Below are 15,676 nucleotides of genomic sequence, written 5' to 3'. Positions count from 1 at the left end.
GCCACACGCGTTATTGCTGCGATGCTGCCGGTGCCGACGCCGCGGCCGATTCAGCAGGCTTTGCGGCGATGGCGGCAGCAGCTTGCTGCTCGTCGAACTTGCCCTCATAGAGCTTATCGCCGTACTGCTGCGCGATCTGTTCGTACTTCACGCGAGCCTGGCTGGCGAACGGCTGACGCGCCGCGACCACGGTCGCCACATCCATCGTCTCGAACGCCGTCAGAATCTCTTGCCCGACAGCGTAAAGACGATCGTTCTTCTCCTTGCACATCGTGAGCGCGACACGCTGCGCCGCTGCCTCGTCGGCGAGATGCTTGCGCTGCGCATCGGCCTGACGCGCGAGCTTGAGCAGTTCGTCGTAGGCATTGCGGTACTGGGTAATCTGCGCGTTGGCCTTATCGGCCACCGCCTTCACTTCCGATTGCGAAGTCCGTGTGCCCTGCGAGAGACGCTCGCGCGCCTGACGCTCTGCGGCCAGTTGCTTCTGCGCATCCTCCAGCGCCTTCTTCAGCGCCTCAGGGGAGTCCTTGCCCGGCGCGCCGGCCGTTGCGCCACCGGCCTTGAGCGCAGCCAGTTCGTTCTTCGCCTGCTGGAGTTGCTCGGTCGTGCTACGCAGTTGCGTGCGCAGACGCTCTTCCATACTCGGTGCGCCCTGCGGCGTCTGTGCCGAGGCGGCCGAGCACACGGCAAGCAACACCGCAGCGGCCACACCCGACGCCAGACGCGACATCGCGCGTGGGGGCTGTTGACTCATGACCACCTCCTTAGAATCGCGCGTTGACTTCAATTTGCAGCGTGTCGATCGACAACGGCGCGCCATAGACTTCCTTCGTCGAGAGCCAACGGCCCGAGAGCCAGGCGTTCTTGTCGAAGGCGTACGAAGCGCCGATGTAGTAGCCCTTCGCGTTCGTGCCGCCACCATGGAACGTCGAGTCGTTGTAGGCATCGGGCACGGCATCCGGCTCGATACGCTTGTAGCCGAACAGCACGTTCCAGTCGCCTCGCGACGCCATGACCGGCTTGCCGAAGGTGGCCTGGAACATGTAGGCGTTCGGGCCGCTCTTGAAGTTGGCTCGCGTCGCGTCGCCCGCGCCGAAGTTGCTCACGATGCCGCCGTTCGCGCGCGCCCACATCTCGCCTTCGTTGTAGGCCAGGTTGCGGATGTAGTTCACGTCGAAGCGCAGCGGATAGCGGCCAGCCAGCACCGTGTCCCAACGGGCCGACAGGTCGAGCAACTGGAACTTCGAGGCATAGCCGACATACTGCGGTTGCGCCGTATTGGCCGGGTCAAGCGGGTTGAGCGCGATGTTACGCAGCAGCATGAGCGTATTGCCCTTCTGCATGAACGCCGGGCGCGACCAGTCCGAATCGCAGCTCGTCTGGCCTGCGTAGAGCGCGCAAGGCGACGACAGTTGCCCAGTGATGTTGCGGAAGTCGAAGTAACCGACCGTGCCGCGGAAGCTGTTCTTCGAGTCGAGCTTCCAGTTCGCGCCGAACTGCGTGCCCAGCATCCACTTGGTCTGGCTCGACATCTTGCTCTGGCTGTTCGACGGCGAGTTGTCGCCCGAGTATTCGAGCGGGATGAAGCCGAGCGAGCCGAACAGTTCGACGTTCGGGTTCTGCGGCAGCACCTTGTTGAACTGTGCAGCAATGCCGTCGACGTTCAGGTCGCTGGAGAACAACATATCGCTCGTGACGTACGGCGGGGCGAAACGGCCGCCGGTGAACTTCACCCAGTCGAACGGCTGATACGACATCCACATCTGGTCGAGCCACACGCTCTTCTTGTTCAGGCCGCCGCCCAGCGTGGAGTTGGTCGAGACGGGGCTGTCGTCGTTGCTGGCGGCCAGCCGCACGCCGGCTTTCACCTGCTCGGATACGTCCGCGAAGATACCGAAGCGCGCACGGGCGCGGAACTGGTTGGTGCGGTTCTGCGTGGTGTTGAGCAGCGGCGGGAGTGCCAGGTTGGTGTTCGAGTTGACGTCGAAACCATTGCCCTTGTTGATCTGCGCCCAGTCGATCTGCGTGTTCGTGTTGCTGCTCGAGTAGAAGCGCGACTCGTTGCGCAGGCGGAAGTCGCCTTCGACGTGAATGCGCTTGGTCCACTCCGGCGTTTCGTTCGGTGCGGCCCAACCTTCCGTCTTGGCCTGCGCCATCACCTCGCTCTTCACCTCGTCGCGGATCTGATCGCGCGTGGTCTGCGAGATATACGGGACGCGCACATCGCCCGGCTCGCCGCCGGGCACGGCCGCCGCGGCCACCGCAGGCGTTGCGGCTGCCTTCTGAGCCGCCGCCGCCGCGTACGCTTCCGTTTCGGCTTGCGCAAGCAAGGCTTCGCCGGTGGTCTTGTCGATCGCGCCGCTCTTGATGAGGCCGCGAATCAGCTTGACCATGGCGGTGTCTTTCGGGGCAGGCTGCGCCTGAGCGTGGGCCAGGCCCGCGGTGCCCAGCAGCGCGAGCGCCAGCGCCACAGCGCCTGCGGTGCCCGCAGCGCGTGGCGCATGTCGGTGCGCGAGCGCGTCGGTCATACGTTCCAGTGCTTTCATTTTGTGTGTGACTTTTGCGTAAAAAGGAAGTCCTGCTTGTGCCGTATGCGGCGTGACGAGCGTCGTATTGCGCTTCATGGCCTGCGCCCCCGGATACTCATCGACAGCGGAAAGTGCAGCGACGCCGGCGGCTTTTCTTCCGCACGGAAGTCGCGCAACATCGCGAGCACCGCATCGTCGATCGCCGCGTTACCAGTGCCCCGCACCATCTGGGCGCGCGTGGCGCGCCCGTCGGCGTCGAGCCAGAGATCGATGCGCACGTCGTCGAACGCGAGCGTGCGAGTGCGCTGATCGCGTCCGAACGCCTGTTGCAACGAACTGGCAAGCCATGCGCTGTATGAGCGGCTGCCCAGCCCGCCACCGCCGCCGGTCATGCCGCCGCCACGGCCGGCGCCAACGCCGAACGCGTCGGTGCCGGCTTGCGCGTCGCCGTTGATCGTCACGGCGTCGCCGAGATCCTTGGTCGGGCTTGGCGGCGTGTCGTCCTTCGGCGGCTCCACGGGGTCGGCCGGCTTCGGCTCGACGACTTCGGGCTTGATCTTCTCCGGCTGCGGCTCAGGCGGCTTCTCCTGCGGCGGCGGGGGTGGCGGAGGCGGCGGCAGCATCAGCATCGGCGGGGTGTTGACCTCGCGGCGCGTGCTGGCCTTGTCGGTGAGCAAATGCCAGAAAAGGGCAATCAATCCGAGCACGACAAGGCCGCCAACGATCCATCCACCGCGCCGGCGCAGCTGTACGAGCACCGGACTGGGCGGTTTGGTGGCGGGCCGCACGGGGCGAGACGCGAAATCGCGAGGTTTCACGCTGCGCTCCTTACTGCGGCTTGCCGGTCACGAGGCCGACCTGGTTGAGATCGATCCGGCGCAGCAGGTCGAGCACTTCGACGACCTTGGCGTACTGCACCTGCGCGTCGCCGCGCACGATCACCGGGAAATCGGGCGTGACCGCCTTCTCCGTGCGCAAGCGATCCTCAAGCTCGGTGAGCGTCACCGGATAGGCATCGAGAAACACCTGACCGGCGTTATCGACCGTGATCGCCTTGGTCTTCGGCTTCTCGAGCGCCACCGATGAGCTGGCCTTCGGGAGATCGACCTTGATGCCGGGAATGCTGGCGTTACTCGTGAGAATGAAGATCACCAGCACCACCAGCAGCACGTCGACGAACGGCGTGATGTTGATACCGCCCGAGCGCTTCTTCGCGGCGAATCGCGTTGCGTTTGCCATGATTCGTCCTCGTCAGGCGCGTTGCAGCACGGGCTGACGGCGGCCTTCGCCCTGCTCTTCGGCGAGGCGGGTCGTGAACTCGTCGACGAACACGGCCATGTCGGCGGAAAGTGCATCCGAGCGCGACACCAACCAGTTGTAGCCGAACAGTGCGGGAATGGCCACGCCGAGACCGGCGGCCGTACACAGCAGTGCGGCGGCCATGCCCGGTGCCACCGAATTGATGTCCACCGCGCCCGCCATGGCGGCCACGACGAACACCAGCATGATCCCGATCACGGTGCCGAACAGACCGACATACGGCGCCCCTTCGATGGACGTCGAGAGCCAGTTCATGCGTTTGCTCATGTCTTCGACTTCGCGCACCATCGCACCGTCCATCGACGCGCGAATGGCGCTGATGGTCGCCTCGGACACAGCGCTCGTGTCGTAGCCGAGTTCGTGACGGCGATGCAGTTCGCTAAGCGCGACCTCGTACAGACGCCACAGCGGCGATTGGTCTTGCACGCTCTCCGGCACACGGTTCGTACGCGCGATCTGGTCGAGCGGTGCGCCCGAGGCTTCGCGAAAATGCGTCATGAATGCGCTGTTGGCGCGTGCTTTCGCGGCGTAGCTGCGACCCTTCGTGATCATGATGAGCCACGAGACCAGCGCCATCAGGCCCAGCACACAGACCACCACCCAGGCGTCGACCGGCATGGCCGCGAGGATGAAGGCGAAATGGCTCTTGCCCGCTTGCTGCTCATCCGGACCATAGGCAATCAGACGCGATTCGGCACCTTGCGAAACCGCATCCGTCTGAAGCAGCGCGGCGCTGCGGGCGACCTTCGACAGACGCACTTCGTCCACCGCACCCGAGAAGCGAGCGAGGCCGCCCGAGGCGCCTTCGACGTCGCCGCCGATGATCGTCGGCGAATTCAGTGCAGGCAATGCCACCGCCAGCGTGGTGGCTGCTTGACCGCCGACGTAGAGCGTGACCGACTTACCGTCGGCCGTGACCGCCAGATGCGACCACTTCCCCGCTTGAATCGGCTGGCCCGGCTGACTGCGCTGAGCCCCCACCTGCACGAACGGCACGCCCTGATCGACACCGATCACCAGATCGCTGCCACCGTCGCGGCGCACATAGATCGCTTCGTTCGCGCCCAGCTTCTCCGGGTGCACCCAGGCCGAGAACGTGAACGGGCTGCCGGCGGCAAGCGCGAGCGACGGCGAAGCGGGCAGCACGATCGGCGACGCGCCGGCTTGTGCGCCCTTGCCGATGATCGCGCCGTCGAGTGTGACGATCGGGTTCTGGCCATTGTTGCCGTAGGCGGTCGTGTCGCGCGCGGGCACGTTCGATTCGCCGAAGTGGTACACGGCGGTGTAGTCCGGATCGAACACACGCTGACCGTTCCCCGCCGCAGGGGCCTTGCGGTTGCCGTAGTACATCCAGACCTGTTGCTTGGCGCCTGCGGTGACGGCGGGCACATCGACCCACACGAGTGCGATGCCCAGCACCGGATCGAACTGCTCGATCTGGTGATTGAGGACCGTCTTGTCATCGGCCGCCACGAAGCGCAGGTCAGCCCCGGTTTCGTTCACGCCTTCGAAGCTGAAGTTGCCGGTGTGCAGGCGCAGCAGCATCGGCACCCGGCCGGCGTCGCCCGTGATATTGCCGCCTTGCGGGCCGGCATCGATGGTAATCGGCTTGCGGTACGCCCAATCCGGTTGCCACCAAGCGTGCGCGAGCACCGGCATCAGCGTGCCGATCAGCGCAAGCAGGAATGGAAGAATGCGTCGCATGGCTGTATTTCTCCGTTTATGCCGCCCGGCGCGTTGAATTGGCGCACCGGGCATCAGGTCGTGAATGTTGTGTCGTGAAATTCGGATGTGTCTTTTCCGGGCCGTTGGCAGGTCGCCTTATTCGCTCAATCGCTCAATACGTTGCCGTGACGCTGAAGTTCAACCGCGGCTTGTAGCGCTCCGTGCGCGGTCCGTTGGTCAGCGGATACGCCGCATCGACGCGCCCCGTCACGTGCGACGTCAGACGCAGCGACGACCCCACACCGACCGACGCCAGCGAGTAACGCGAGGTCTGCTCCGGCAACGCGTCGCGCAGCCCCAGTCGCGCCCCGTCGAAGAACGCATACGCGCGCCAGTTCGAGACGACCGGGCCTAGCAGCGGAATCGGCGGCGTACGCCATTCGATGGAGCCGACCACGCCGTAGTCGCCGGTCGCTTCGGCCGAGAGGTAGCCGCGCACCGAGTTCATGCCGCCGCCGGCGAGTTGTTCGTTGGAGATCAGCGGCGAATCGGTCATCTGCGTGGCAACGCGCGCCGCGAGTTGCCAGCCGCCGCCGAACGTATAGGTGCCGTTCGCATCCGCACGCAGCACCATGAAGCTGGGCGACGCCTTATAGCGCTTCGCGTCGAACTGGGCCGGACTGCTGCCATAGCCGAGGAAGCTCGACATGCCCGAGACGATCGACGTATTCAGGCCGGCGCTCAGGTCTTCGTCCTGATAAAAGCCGCTGTAGCCGAGCGTGATCGGTGCGTATTTGAGCGGCACCACATCGCCGGCGGTGCCGAAGCGGGTGGTTTCCGTGTTGTCCTTGAAGTCCACGCCAAGGCTGAAGGCGTGATACCAGGCGCCGGTATCCGGCACGGTGTAGGTCGTCTTGACGCCGATCGCGTGCCCCTTGCCGAGCACCGTAGTGCCGCCGGTAGTGGCGACATTGCTGTCCGACTGATAGCCGTTAAGTTCGAGCGTCCAGGGCGAAGACCCGATCGGCGCCACATACGACCCCGACCACACCTTGCTCTGGCTGAAGTCCTGAGGCGCACCGAAGAAGCTCATCGACACGCGATGGCCGAGTTGCCACAGGTTGTCGTAACCCACCGACGCGAGCATGCGCAGCGGCTTCGTATCGGCACTGCGGTCGTTGTTCAGGCTGAAGCTCGCGCGCCACGGGTTGGTGTCCTCGACCTTGAGGTCGACGTCCATCGTGCCGGGCACCGCCCCTTGCTTGACGAGCGGCACCACCTGTTGCTCGCCGGTACGGTTCAGGGCCGTGAGTTCCGCCTGTGCGGCGTTGAAATCCGGCACCTTGCCCTCGGCCAACGACGGCACGCGATCACGCACCTCGCGCGGCGAGTGGTATTCCGAGCCGACCACGCGCAGACGTCCCAGCTTGGTCTCGCTCACCTTGAGATAGACCACGCCGCCCGTGACCTGCTGTTCCGGCAAATCGACGTACACCGACTGATAGCCCTTGGCCTGATAGGCCGCGAGCAAGGCGTCGCGTGCGGCTTCGATGTCGGCGAGTGTACGGTTCGGCCCGAGATACGGCGTCACGGCTTTTTCGATCGTGCGGACATCGAGCACCGTGTTGCCGCGCACGACGTACTCATTGATATTGACGGGCTTCTGCGCGTCGGCAGACTTTTCCTTCGCTGGCGCCGATCCTGTCGCGCCGGCCTGCGGCTTTGCCGCAGGCGAATTGTCCGGCCGGTCTGCTTTGGCCTCCTGAGCAATCGCAACGCCATGAACGGTTCCGCCCAACGTGACAGCGCACACTGCCGCCCAGCGCAGCCACAGCCGGTTCGTTTTCATCAAACGCATATAGAAGACTCTGCTTTGTTAGGTCGACGCGGCCCTGCCCGATGCAGTGCCCCCGGTGGCCTGACGATTACCCGCGCATACCGCTACACCGCGGGTATCGCCCGGCCGCACGCAATCCGTGTCGACATTCCTCACGAATACGGATACCTAGACGTCCGGGGGCGCGACCGACTAACGTTTGTCACGAGAAATTCATCTTTCTCGAAAATCGCACGGACTGACGTATGCTTGTTCGGTCGGAGTCCTGATGGACTACCCATCATTTTTTGCGGGGGAGGCAGACCATGAAGGCAGAGAGCACTCGCGGGATTCGAAGGTGCATACGGGTTTTGGGTGCCGCAGGCGCAAGCGCCGCCGTGTTGACGCTCGGCGCGGCCGGACAGGTGAGCGCAGCCGACGATGCGGCGCGCAGCACCGGCGCGTCGGCGGCGGGGCCGCGGGCCGGTTGCGTGGATGTGGAAGTGAATGGACAGCGCTCGCCGTCGTATGACTGTCTGACGAATCAGTTGCAGCCGGCGTCAAGCCCGCTCGCCGGCGGGCGGGCGCCCGGGCTGGAGTCTGAAGGTATCGCCAACAAGCCTGGCAATCAGATCGGCGGCCAGTTCAACTGGAGCGGTACGTCTCAGCGCATGGGAAATACGTTCGGAAATTCGGCGACGCCGCAGCGGCCTGCCGCGCCGCCGCCGGCACCGATCATCCCAGGGCGTTGATGACAGAACAATGGCAGCTCACGCTGTCTCGCGCCGGTGCCGGCCAATCCCGCCGTGATAAAGCGCAGGCGACGTCATGCCTAGCTTGTGGGCCATGATGACGAGATCCGCGAAGGAGCGCGCTTCCATTTTTCGCATCGCATTGCCCCGATGGATCTTGACAGTGATTTCGCTGATCCCCAGCTCGTCGGCAATGTGCTTGTTCATACGGCCCGCCGCCACGAGCGCCATGACTTCGCGTTCGCGCTGAGAGAGCCGTTGCGCGCGCTCGGCAACATCGGTACTGGCGCGCTCTCGTGCCAGACGCTGTCGATCCCGCGCGAGCGCAGACCCTACGGCCTCAAGCAGTACGCTATCGGGAAACGGCCGGGTCAGGAAGTCGATGGCGCCCGCCTTCATCCCCCGAACGCTCGTTGCCACGTCCGTATGACCGGCGACGAAAACCACGGGGATCGGGTCTTGCACCACAATCAGCGCCTCCTGCAGGGCGAGACCGCCACCGGCGGTGCCGAGATCCGCACCCAGCACCAGACAACCTGGCCCGGCACCCCGTTGACTCGTAAGAAACGACGACGCAGACAAAAATCCGCATGCGCGACGACCGGCGGCCGAAAGCAACGCACAAAGCGCGTCATTTTCCGCCACGTCGTCGACGACGACGTAGACATTCGCGGTATCGCTGTCGGGAAGCCCGTTCATGCAGGTGGCATCGTCATGATTCGATGCCGCCGAGTATACGTCAGTCGCGAGTTGCACGACATCGTCGAATAGCACGAACGTGCGCACTATTTTCCGCATGCATCGGCGGCGAACCCGCGCCGGCTCTGGCGTTGCAGCACTAATACGAAGGGACGATGGAAGTCTCCGGACGGAAAGCATAGCCTCATGGAGGGTCGCGTCCGGTGCCTGTGCGATCCCCCAATTCCCCTCCGGAGCCTTCCATGTCCAATCCCAAGCTCGAAGTCCTCACCCCGCAGAACTGCCAGTTGATCTTCATCGACCATCAGCCGCAGATGGCTTTTGGCGTTCAGTCGATGGATCGTCAGGCGCTCAAGAACAACGCGGTGGGCCTGGCCAAGGCCGCGCGTATCTTCAACATTCCGACGACGATCACGACGGTAGAGTCCGAATCGTTCTCGGGTTACACCTATCCGGAACTGCTCGACGTGTTCCCGAACCAGAAGACGCTGGAACGCACCTCGATGAACTCGTGGGACGACCAGAAGGTGCGCGATGCGCTCGCCGCCAACGGCCGCAAGAAGGTCGTCGTCGCCGGATTGTGGACGGAAGTCTGCAACACCACCTTCGCGCTGTGCGCCATGCTCGAAGGCGGTTACGAAATTTATATGGTCGCCGATGCCTCGGGCGGCACCTCGAAGGAGGCTCACGACTATGCCATGCAGCGCATGGTGCAGGCAGGTGTCGTGCCCATGACATGGCAACAGGTATTGCTGGAGTGGCAGCGCGATTGGGCACACCGCGACACGTACGATGCGGTAATGAAGCTCGTCAAGGAACATTCCGGTGCGTACGGCATGGGGGTCGATTACGCCTACACGATGGTCCACAAAGCGGCCCAGCGCACCGCAACACCGCACGAAGCGATTCCGGCCGTTCCGGCAAAGCGTTGATCGGGGAGATGCACATGACCGCCTCCACGCCCGACCTCATTCTGGTCAACGGCAAGTTCGCAACACTCGACCGCGCCAATCCGCAAGCCGATGCCGTGGCACTCACCGGCGCAACCTTCACCGCCGTGGGCACGCGCGACGAAGTGATGCGTCTGGCCGGCAGCGGTACCAAGGTCATTGACCTGCAGGGCCGCCGTGTCATTCCCGGACTGATCGACAGTCACATGCACATCATCCGGGGTGGCCTGAACTACAACATGGAGTTGCGCTGGGACGGCGTTCGTTCACTGGCCGACGCCATGCGCATGTTGAAAGACCAGGTCGACCGCACGCCCGCGCCGCAATGGGTTCGCGTGGTGGGCGGCTTTACCGAACATCAATTCGCCGAGAAGCGTCTGCCGACCATCGACGAACTGAATGCCGTCGCCCCCGACACGCCGGTGTTCATCCTGCACCTGTACGACCGCGCGATACTCAACGGCGCCGCACTGCGCACCGTGGGCTACACGAAAGACACGCCCAACCCGCCGGGCGGCGAGATCGTGCGCGACGCGTCGGGCAATCCGACCGGGTTGCTGCTCGCCAAGCCGAACGCGACCATTCTCTACGCCACGCTGGCGAAAGGCCCGAAGCTGCCGCCCGAGTATCAGAAGAACTCGACGCGCCATTTCATGCGCGAGGTGAACCGCCTCGGTGTGACCGGCGTGATCGACGCGGGTGGCGGGTTCCAGAATTACCCCGAGGACTACAGCATCATCGAGGAACTGCACCGTGAAGGTCAGCTCACGGTGCGCCTGGCCTATAACTTGTTCACGCAGAAGCCCAAAGCCGAACTCGCAGACTTCAGCCAGTGGGTCAAGCAAGTCAGCCCCGGTCAGGGAGACGACGTCTATCGTCATAACGGCGCAGGCGAAATGCTCGTATACACAGCGGCCGACTTCGAAGACTTCCGTGTCGAGCGCCCCGAGATGCCGCCGTCCATGGAGACCGATCTCGAACCGGTCGTGCGGCTGCTCGCGGAGAACCGCTGGCCGTGGCGTCTGCACGCCACTTACGACGAGACCATTTCGCGCGCCCTCGACGTCTACGAAAAGGTTGCCAAGGACGTGCCGTTCGACGGCCTGCATTGGTTCTTCGATCACGCCGAGACCATCTCCGATCGCAACATCGACCGCATTGCGGCGCTTGGCGGCGGCATCGCCGTGCAGCACCGCATGGCCTACCAGGGCGAGTATTTTGTCGAGCGTTACGGTGCCAAGGCCGCCGAAGCCACGCCGCCGATCAAGAAGATGCTCGAGAAAGGCGTCAAGGTCGGCGCCGGCACCGACGCCACGCGCGTGGCCTCGTACAACCCGTGGGTATCGTTGTACTGGCTGACCACGGGCAAGACCGTGGGCGGGCTTCGCATGTCCGCGCCCGGCAATCTGCTCGACCGCAACGACGCCCTGCGTCTTTGGACGGAGGCCAACACCTGGTTCTCGTCGGAAGTCGGCAAGAAGGGGCAGATCAAAGTCGGACAACTCGCCGATCTGGCGGTGCTCTCCGCCGACTATTTCAGCGTGCCGGAAGACGAGATTCAGGACATTACGTCGGTGCTCACGCTGCTGGGCGGCAAGGTCGTCTATGGCGATGGTGACTTCGGCGGCTACGCCCCCGAGATACCGCCCGCCATGCCTGACTGGTCGCCTGCCCGTCATGGTGTGGGCTACAAGTCTCGTCAGCCGCAGGTGCTGAACGTGAATGCGAGTTGCGCGTGCGCCACGTCGTGCGGCGTGCACGGCCATGCGCACACGAGGGCGTGGATGTCCAGCGTGCCGGCGTCCGACGAAAGCGGGTTCTGGGGTGCGCTCGGCTGTTCCTGCTGGGCGTTCTGATCACGGTCGCATCAGTCGAGGTCCGTCATGGCCACTGTCTTGCCGTCCCCCGACCCCTCGCCGCCCTTAGGGCGTGAGGGGATTTCGCTGCCGGGTTGGGCCTATTGGCTCGCCCTCCTGCTGCTGTGCAGTGCCCATTTGCAGGGCGGCATCGTTCATGGCCAACCCATTCCGGGCCACGCCGCCAGGCGAGTGCGTCATACTCGGCAATGCCTTTTTTGAGCACCTCGGGCTCGTTGGCGGCTTTATTGCGGTCGTCTGGTACGACCTCAGAACGCGCGCGTCGCGGAGAACTTCATGAAGCTATATCTCGTCTCGCTCGGTGTCGGCGTGCTCGTCGGCATCATCTATGGCGGCCTCGGAGTGCGCTCACCCGCGCCCCCTGCGATCGCGCTCCTCGGGCTGCTCGGCATGCTGATCGGCGAGCAGGTCGTGCCGCCCGTCAAGCGTCTGTTGGCGGGCGAGCCGGTCAATCTCGTCTGGTTCCATCGCGAGTGCGTGCCAAAGATCACCGGCCTGCCCGGGCCGGTGGCGCAAGCGGATAAGACGGAAAGCAAGACGGAGTCGCCGAAAGCCTGAGCGGCTGCCGAGCGCGATCCCGGCCTTCGCCCTTGCCGGGCGCGGCCGGCGTCTTCGCGTGGCTACGCTCCGATGCCATATTGGCGAATCAGACCGCGCACACGGTCCTTGTCCGCGTCCGGAATCCGATCCAGCCCAATGTATTCCCAGAACTCCTCCGCGGCCGCCATCCCCTCCTCGCCATCGGCGAGCAGGCACGCCAGCGCATCCGCCCGATAGCGTGCGGGTAGCACATCGAGAGACAGGATCAATGCGTCCATGACACGCTGCTTCCGGCTGCCTTTGAAGAAGTGTTCCGTGATGTCGTTGACGAACTGCGACCACGCGTTGGATTGACTGCCGGCCTTGGCAGCAGTTCCCCACCTGCCCAGCAACGCCACGTTCTGCCTCAGAGGCTCTCGGAAAAACGCGAAGTCTGCTGCTGGCCCCTGGTCCGCTACGTCACGCAGATTTCTGGCTGACGCGAGTGGCAGGTGATCTGGCAGGCCGGGCTCGCGGATTCGCACCGCTGTGGCGGCGAATGGCGACAGCAGCTTGCCTGCTGCCTTGAGTTCAACCGTTTGAAGATCTGCATTGAAACGCGCATGTCGATGGCATGGGTGCGAATTCGCGACAGGATGGGTCATCGGGGCAGTGCCAATCGTTGCGATGCCTATAGGGTTCATCGTCGGGCTCCATCGGTAGTGGAGATGGCATCGTGCCAGTGCCTCGACGTTGTGTTTTGCCATACCGGCGGCAGGCTTGCACTTTCGACGAACCCCAGCGGGTGCCCGGCGTTACCTGCCGTTGTCTGCCCAACGCCAGGCGGGCCGTTCGAGCGCACGCTGGCCCAGAATTGTCGTAGCGGAAAACGCCTTCTCGAGCGTAATGGCGTTGCACTCCGGATCGTCCTCGAGCGCCGCCGCAAGCCGATGCGAATGCGAGACGATCCATAGCTGCGAATGTTTCGCTGCGCGTCGGATCAGACGCCCCAACGCGGGCATCAGGTCGGGATGCAGGCTCGCCTCCGGTTCGTTGAGTACCATCAACTCCGGCGGACGTGCCGTGAGGAGTGCAGCGATGAGCAGCAGATAGCGCAGCGTCCCATCGGACAACTCCGCCGCGCTCAGGGGGCGCAACAAGCCGTGCTGATGAAATGCCAGCGAAAACAGCCCCCCCGGCTGCGCATCGATCTCGACGTGCGCGCCAGGAAAGGCGTCGGAGACGGCTTCGTCGAGGGCGGCCTGGTCGCCGATCTCGCGGATCGTTTGCCACGCAGCCGCAAGATCGCGGCCGTCCTGATGCAGCACACTCGTACGCGTACCGATCTGCGGCGCGCGCGCGGGGGCATCGATGTCCGTTCGGAAGTGATCGTAGAAGCGCCAGTCGCGCATGCGCTCACGCACGGTGAACACTTCCGGGCACGCGGCGTCGTTGGCGATATGAGAGAAAAGGCTTTCATAGCGCGGCAGACTGCTCGTGAGAATGTCCCAACCCCTGCCCGCCTTGCGACGCACCACGCCGCCGTCGCGGTCGACGAGCGTATTGGCCGGCCGCAGAAAGTCTCCCGCCCACAGGCTTTCCCGCTTGAACTCCGGGTCCAGCGCAAAGGCAGAAGCGGGGCCCGAACCGCCGACATATCCCATGCAGACGGCATAGCCGAAGCTGTCGCTGCTGAACCCGAGTCGCAGCCGCGACCGCTTGCGACGCGGGCCGCCTTCCACCGGCACCTCCCCGCGCTGCATGCGCTCGCTGATCTCTTCCGGACCTGCCCACATCACCGAATTCAGTCCGCCTTCGCGCGCGAGCGGCGCGACGATTCCGTCCCTGGCAGTGCTCGCCAGTAGCCGCAACGCGCGGTAAAGGTTCGATTTCCCGCTACCGTTGGCGCCATTAATAACGTTCAGTCGCGTCAACGGCATGACGAGCGACTGGATGGAACGGTAGTTGTCGATGGCGAGAGCGCTCAGCATGGCGGGATTCAGGAGTGACGTTCGGAAGTTCGCACCATACCCGGTCGGGCGGCGTTGGGCACGCGCCGTCCCAGCCTCTCACTGCCACGCACATGCGGAGGTATTCGGATAACGCGACCTGGGCCGATGTCGTTGGCGGCCTGCGGGGATGCGACGACTTCAACGACAACATTGACGTGTCGGACTTAGCTATCGCTTTTGAATGATGTGCCCGTCAGACCTCGTTCAAGCGCTTACGGCCAGTGAGGCCTTTGGACGGCAGGGGGCGTCCAAAAGGCTGCGAAATGCGTCGACAGTTGACCATCGCCGTCCACCGGCGATGCGGCGAAACGCCCCTGCTCGCGCGCGTCGTCTGGTGTCACGCCAAAACTCGCGGCGAATGCCTTGCGAAATTTCCCAACGTCCGAAAAACCGAATTCGGTGGCGATTTTCGCCGTCGTCCAGGTGCCTCTGCTCGGGTCGATGAGCGCTCGATAGCTGGCGTTAAGACGCCGGCTGCGGATGACGTTGACGATGCCGCCGTCCTCGGCAAACGCGCGATACAGGTGGGCGCGCGAGATGCGAAAGTGCTGCGTGAGAAGCTCCGGCCCGAGTTCCGGGTGCGAGAGGTGTTTTTCAATGTAGGCGAGCAGGCGTTCGCGCAATGCCCGGCCGAGCACCGATTTTGGCTCGGCTTGTGCTAGCGGTGCGTTGGCAAGACCCGTTGTGAGCAGGGTGATCAGGGCGTCCATCACGGCGATGCCCTCGCTGGCCGACAAATCCGCCGACACCGTATGCAATCCTTTCAGGTACTCCACGAGCAGTCGCGTAATCGGCTGCCCGGCCTGGAGCACGACCCCATGCAAATCACGGCCGCCCAGCAGTTTCTCTATGCCCGCGCGTGGCACCGTCGTCGCCAGCCGCATACCGGCATCGACCTCGCATTCATAGGTACGCGCAAGATCGATGATGCAAATGCCCCCCGGTGCGGCCACGACATCCCGTCCTGCAAAGTTGCCGTGAATCGAGCCCGCCAAGAGCACATGAACGAGGTAGTGATCGAGCCCGCCCTGCGCAATGGTTCGTTTGTCGCGCACGTAACGCTGGGCGTTGAATTTTGTCGAGCCCAACGTCAATCCAGCCATATGGCGAATCAACATGGTCCCTTCGAGAGGTGGGGCATCCGCCTGCGAGGCGCGCAGTGTCTCGCAGAACGGCCGTGTGACCTCGCGCCAGTAGTCGTCACGGCGCGATGGCTCGATCAGGTCGGTCGAAATACGGATGTCCGTGTATGCCATGAGGGCTCCCCTTCTTCACGCCCGGAATTACCGGGCTAGTCAACGCGAACCCGATCTCGCTCCGCTATCTGGATACCGCAAGTTCGCGGTCGCCTAGTTTACTCGAAACAGGCGTTTTATTGACCGCACGGGATCACCGGACGGTCAGGGACAGCGGCGAGCGCTTTCTCGAACTTTGTGCGTTGGGGGGGGAGAGCCCGGCGACGTTACGCGGCCTGGCTTTCCAGACTGCGCATGACCTCGGTCTGTACGGTGTTCCAGATTTGCGACTTGAGTTCGTTG

General features: G+C 64.1%; 14 protein-coding genes. 4 read left to right on the top strand and 10 right to left on the bottom strand.

Going from position 1 to position 15,676, the window contains the following annotated elements:
- Positions 1 to 10: 10 nt before the first annotated feature.
- The 6 genes from PCO31110_RS25455 to PCO31110_RS25430 all read right to left on the bottom strand — a co-directional run bounded on the left by PCO31110_RS25455 (position 11) and on the right by PCO31110_RS25430 (position 7,371).
- Positions 11 to 754 (bottom strand): hypothetical protein, encoded by a 744-nt coding sequence (locus tag PCO31110_RS25455; RefSeq protein ID WP_150691757.1) that lies wholly within the window; start codon positions 752 to 754, stop codon positions 11 to 13.
- Positions 755 to 764: 10 nt separating this feature from the next.
- Positions 765 to 2,546: a putative porin gene (locus PCO31110_RS25450; RefSeq protein WP_246189985.1), complete on the bottom strand. Its 1,782-nt coding sequence runs from the start codon at positions 2,544 to 2,546 to the stop codon at positions 765 to 767.
- Positions 2,547 to 2,620: 74 nt separating this feature from the next.
- Positions 2,621 to 3,346, bottom strand: a complete 726-nt coding sequence (locus PCO31110_RS25445; RefSeq protein WP_246189984.1) for an energy transducer TonB family protein — start codon at positions 3,344 to 3,346, stop codon at positions 2,621 to 2,623.
- Positions 3,347 to 3,356: 10 nt separating this feature from the next.
- The gene (locus PCO31110_RS25440) at positions 3,357 to 3,767 is read right to left on the bottom strand and encodes an ExbD/TolR family protein (protein ID WP_010808895.1); all 411 of its coding nucleotides are present in this window, start codon (positions 3,765 to 3,767) and stop codon (positions 3,357 to 3,359) included.
- 12 nt (positions 3,768 to 3,779) lie between these two features.
- Positions 3,780 to 5,552 carry a DUF2341 domain-containing protein gene (locus PCO31110_RS25435; protein WP_150691756.1) on the bottom strand — a complete coding sequence of 591 codons (1,773 nt, stop codon included), beginning with the start codon at positions 5,550 to 5,552 and terminating at the stop codon, positions 3,780 to 3,782.
- A 133-nt stretch (positions 5,553 to 5,685) separates the two neighbouring features.
- Entirely contained in the window at positions 5,686 to 7,371 is a 1,686-nt protein-coding gene (locus tag PCO31110_RS25430; RefSeq protein WP_246189983.1) for a ShlB/FhaC/HecB family hemolysin secretion/activation protein, read from the bottom strand.
- A gap of 329 nt (positions 7,372 to 7,700) precedes the next feature.
- Here PCO31110_RS25430 and PCO31110_RS25425 point away from each other — a divergent pair, with 329 nt between their 5' ends.
- Positions 7,701 to 8,081, top strand: a complete 381-nt coding sequence (locus PCO31110_RS25425) for a hypothetical protein (protein ID WP_246189982.1) — start codon at positions 7,701 to 7,703, stop codon at positions 8,079 to 8,081.
- An 18-nt stretch (positions 8,082 to 8,099) separates the two neighbouring features.
- Here the strand turns inward: PCO31110_RS25425 and PCO31110_RS25420 are convergent, their stop codons facing one another.
- Positions 8,100 to 8,780 carry a response regulator transcription factor gene (locus PCO31110_RS25420; protein WP_150691755.1) on the bottom strand — a complete coding sequence of 227 codons (681 nt, stop codon included), beginning with the start codon at positions 8,778 to 8,780 and terminating at the stop codon, positions 8,100 to 8,102.
- 242 nt (positions 8,781 to 9,022) lie between these two features.
- Here PCO31110_RS25420 and PCO31110_RS25415 point away from each other — a divergent pair, with 242 nt between their 5' ends.
- The 3 genes from PCO31110_RS25415 to PCO31110_RS25400 all read left to right on the top strand — a co-directional run bounded on the left by PCO31110_RS25415 (position 9,023) and on the right by PCO31110_RS25400 (position 12,165).
- On the top strand, positions 9,023 to 9,712 hold the full coding sequence (locus PCO31110_RS25415; RefSeq protein WP_010808900.1) for a hydrolase: 690 nt from the start codon (positions 9,023 to 9,025) through the stop codon (positions 9,710 to 9,712).
- Between the two features lie 14 nt (positions 9,713 to 9,726).
- Positions 9,727 to 11,586, top strand: a complete 1,860-nt coding sequence (locus tag PCO31110_RS25410) for an amidohydrolase (RefSeq protein ID WP_150691754.1) — start codon at positions 9,727 to 9,729, stop codon at positions 11,584 to 11,586.
- Positions 11,587 to 11,883: 297 nt separating this feature from the next.
- Positions 11,884 to 12,165, top strand: coding sequence for a DUF1427 family protein (locus PCO31110_RS25400; RefSeq protein WP_150691753.1), 282 nt, complete (start codon positions 11,884 to 11,886; stop codon positions 12,163 to 12,165).
- A 62-nt stretch (positions 12,166 to 12,227) separates the two neighbouring features.
- Here the strand turns inward: PCO31110_RS25400 and PCO31110_RS25395 are convergent, their stop codons facing one another.
- The 3 genes from PCO31110_RS25395 to PCO31110_RS25385 form a co-directional block, all read right to left on the bottom strand.
- The gene (locus PCO31110_RS25395; protein ID WP_150691752.1) at positions 12,228 to 12,893 is read right to left on the bottom strand and encodes a hypothetical protein; all 666 of its coding nucleotides are present in this window, start codon (positions 12,891 to 12,893) and stop codon (positions 12,228 to 12,230) included.
- Between the two features lie 48 nt (positions 12,894 to 12,941).
- Positions 12,942 to 14,117, bottom strand: a complete 1,176-nt coding sequence (locus tag PCO31110_RS25390; protein ID WP_150691751.1) for an AAA family ATPase — start codon at positions 14,115 to 14,117, stop codon at positions 12,942 to 12,944.
- Positions 14,118 to 14,350: 233 nt separating this feature from the next.
- The gene (locus PCO31110_RS25385; RefSeq protein ID WP_150691750.1) at positions 14,351 to 15,394 is read right to left on the bottom strand and encodes an AraC-like ligand-binding domain-containing protein; all 1,044 of its coding nucleotides are present in this window, start codon (positions 15,392 to 15,394) and stop codon (positions 14,351 to 14,353) included.
- Between the last annotated feature and the right edge of the window lie 282 nt (positions 15,395 to 15,676).

The organism is Pandoraea communis (genome assembly GCF_902459745.1).
GTDB lineage: Bacteria > Pseudomonadota > Gammaproteobacteria > Burkholderiales > Burkholderiaceae > Pandoraea > Pandoraea communis.
The sequence above is the reverse complement of the archived record's forward strand: the minus strand, read 5'-3'. Positions and strand labels throughout refer to the sequence as shown.

Coding starts and splice junctions, on each gene's coding strand:
- PCO31110_RS25455 (WP_150691757.1), bottom strand. CDS start 754: ATGAGTCAACAGCCCCCACGCGCGATGTCGCGTCTGGCGTCGGGTGTG.
- PCO31110_RS25450 (WP_246189985.1), bottom strand. CDS start 2,546: ATGAAAGCACTGGAACGTATGACCGACGCGCTCGCGCACCGACATGCG.
- PCO31110_RS25440 (WP_010808895.1), bottom strand. CDS start 3,767: ATGGCAAACGCAACGCGATTCGCCGCGAAGAAGCGCTCGGGCGGTATC.
- PCO31110_RS25435 (WP_150691756.1), bottom strand. CDS start 5,552: ATGCGACGCATTCTTCCATTCCTGCTTGCGCTGATCGGCACGCTGATG.
- PCO31110_RS25430 (WP_246189983.1), bottom strand. CDS start 7,371: ATGCGTTTGATGAAAACGAACCGGCTGTGGCTGCGCTGGGCGGCAGTG.
- PCO31110_RS25420 (WP_150691755.1), bottom strand. CDS start 8,780: ATGAACGGGCTTCCCGACAGCGATACCGCGAATGTCTACGTCGTCGTC.
- PCO31110_RS25415 (WP_010808900.1), top strand. CDS start 9,023: ATGTCCAATCCCAAGCTCGAAGTCCTCACCCCGCAGAACTGCCAGTTG.
- PCO31110_RS25410 (WP_150691754.1), top strand. CDS start 9,727: ATGACCGCCTCCACGCCCGACCTCATTCTGGTCAACGGCAAGTTCGCA.
- PCO31110_RS25400 (WP_150691753.1), top strand. CDS start 11,884: ATGAAGCTATATCTCGTCTCGCTCGGTGTCGGCGTGCTCGTCGGCATC.
- PCO31110_RS25395 (WP_150691752.1), bottom strand. CDS start 12,893: ATGGCAAAACACAACGTCGAGGCACTGGCACGATGCCATCTCCACTAC.
- PCO31110_RS25390 (WP_150691751.1), bottom strand. CDS start 14,117: ATGCTGAGCGCTCTCGCCATCGACAACTACCGTTCCATCCAGTCGCTC.
- PCO31110_RS25385 (WP_150691750.1), bottom strand. CDS start 15,394: ATGGCATACACGGACATCCGTATTTCGACCGACCTGATCGAGCCATCG.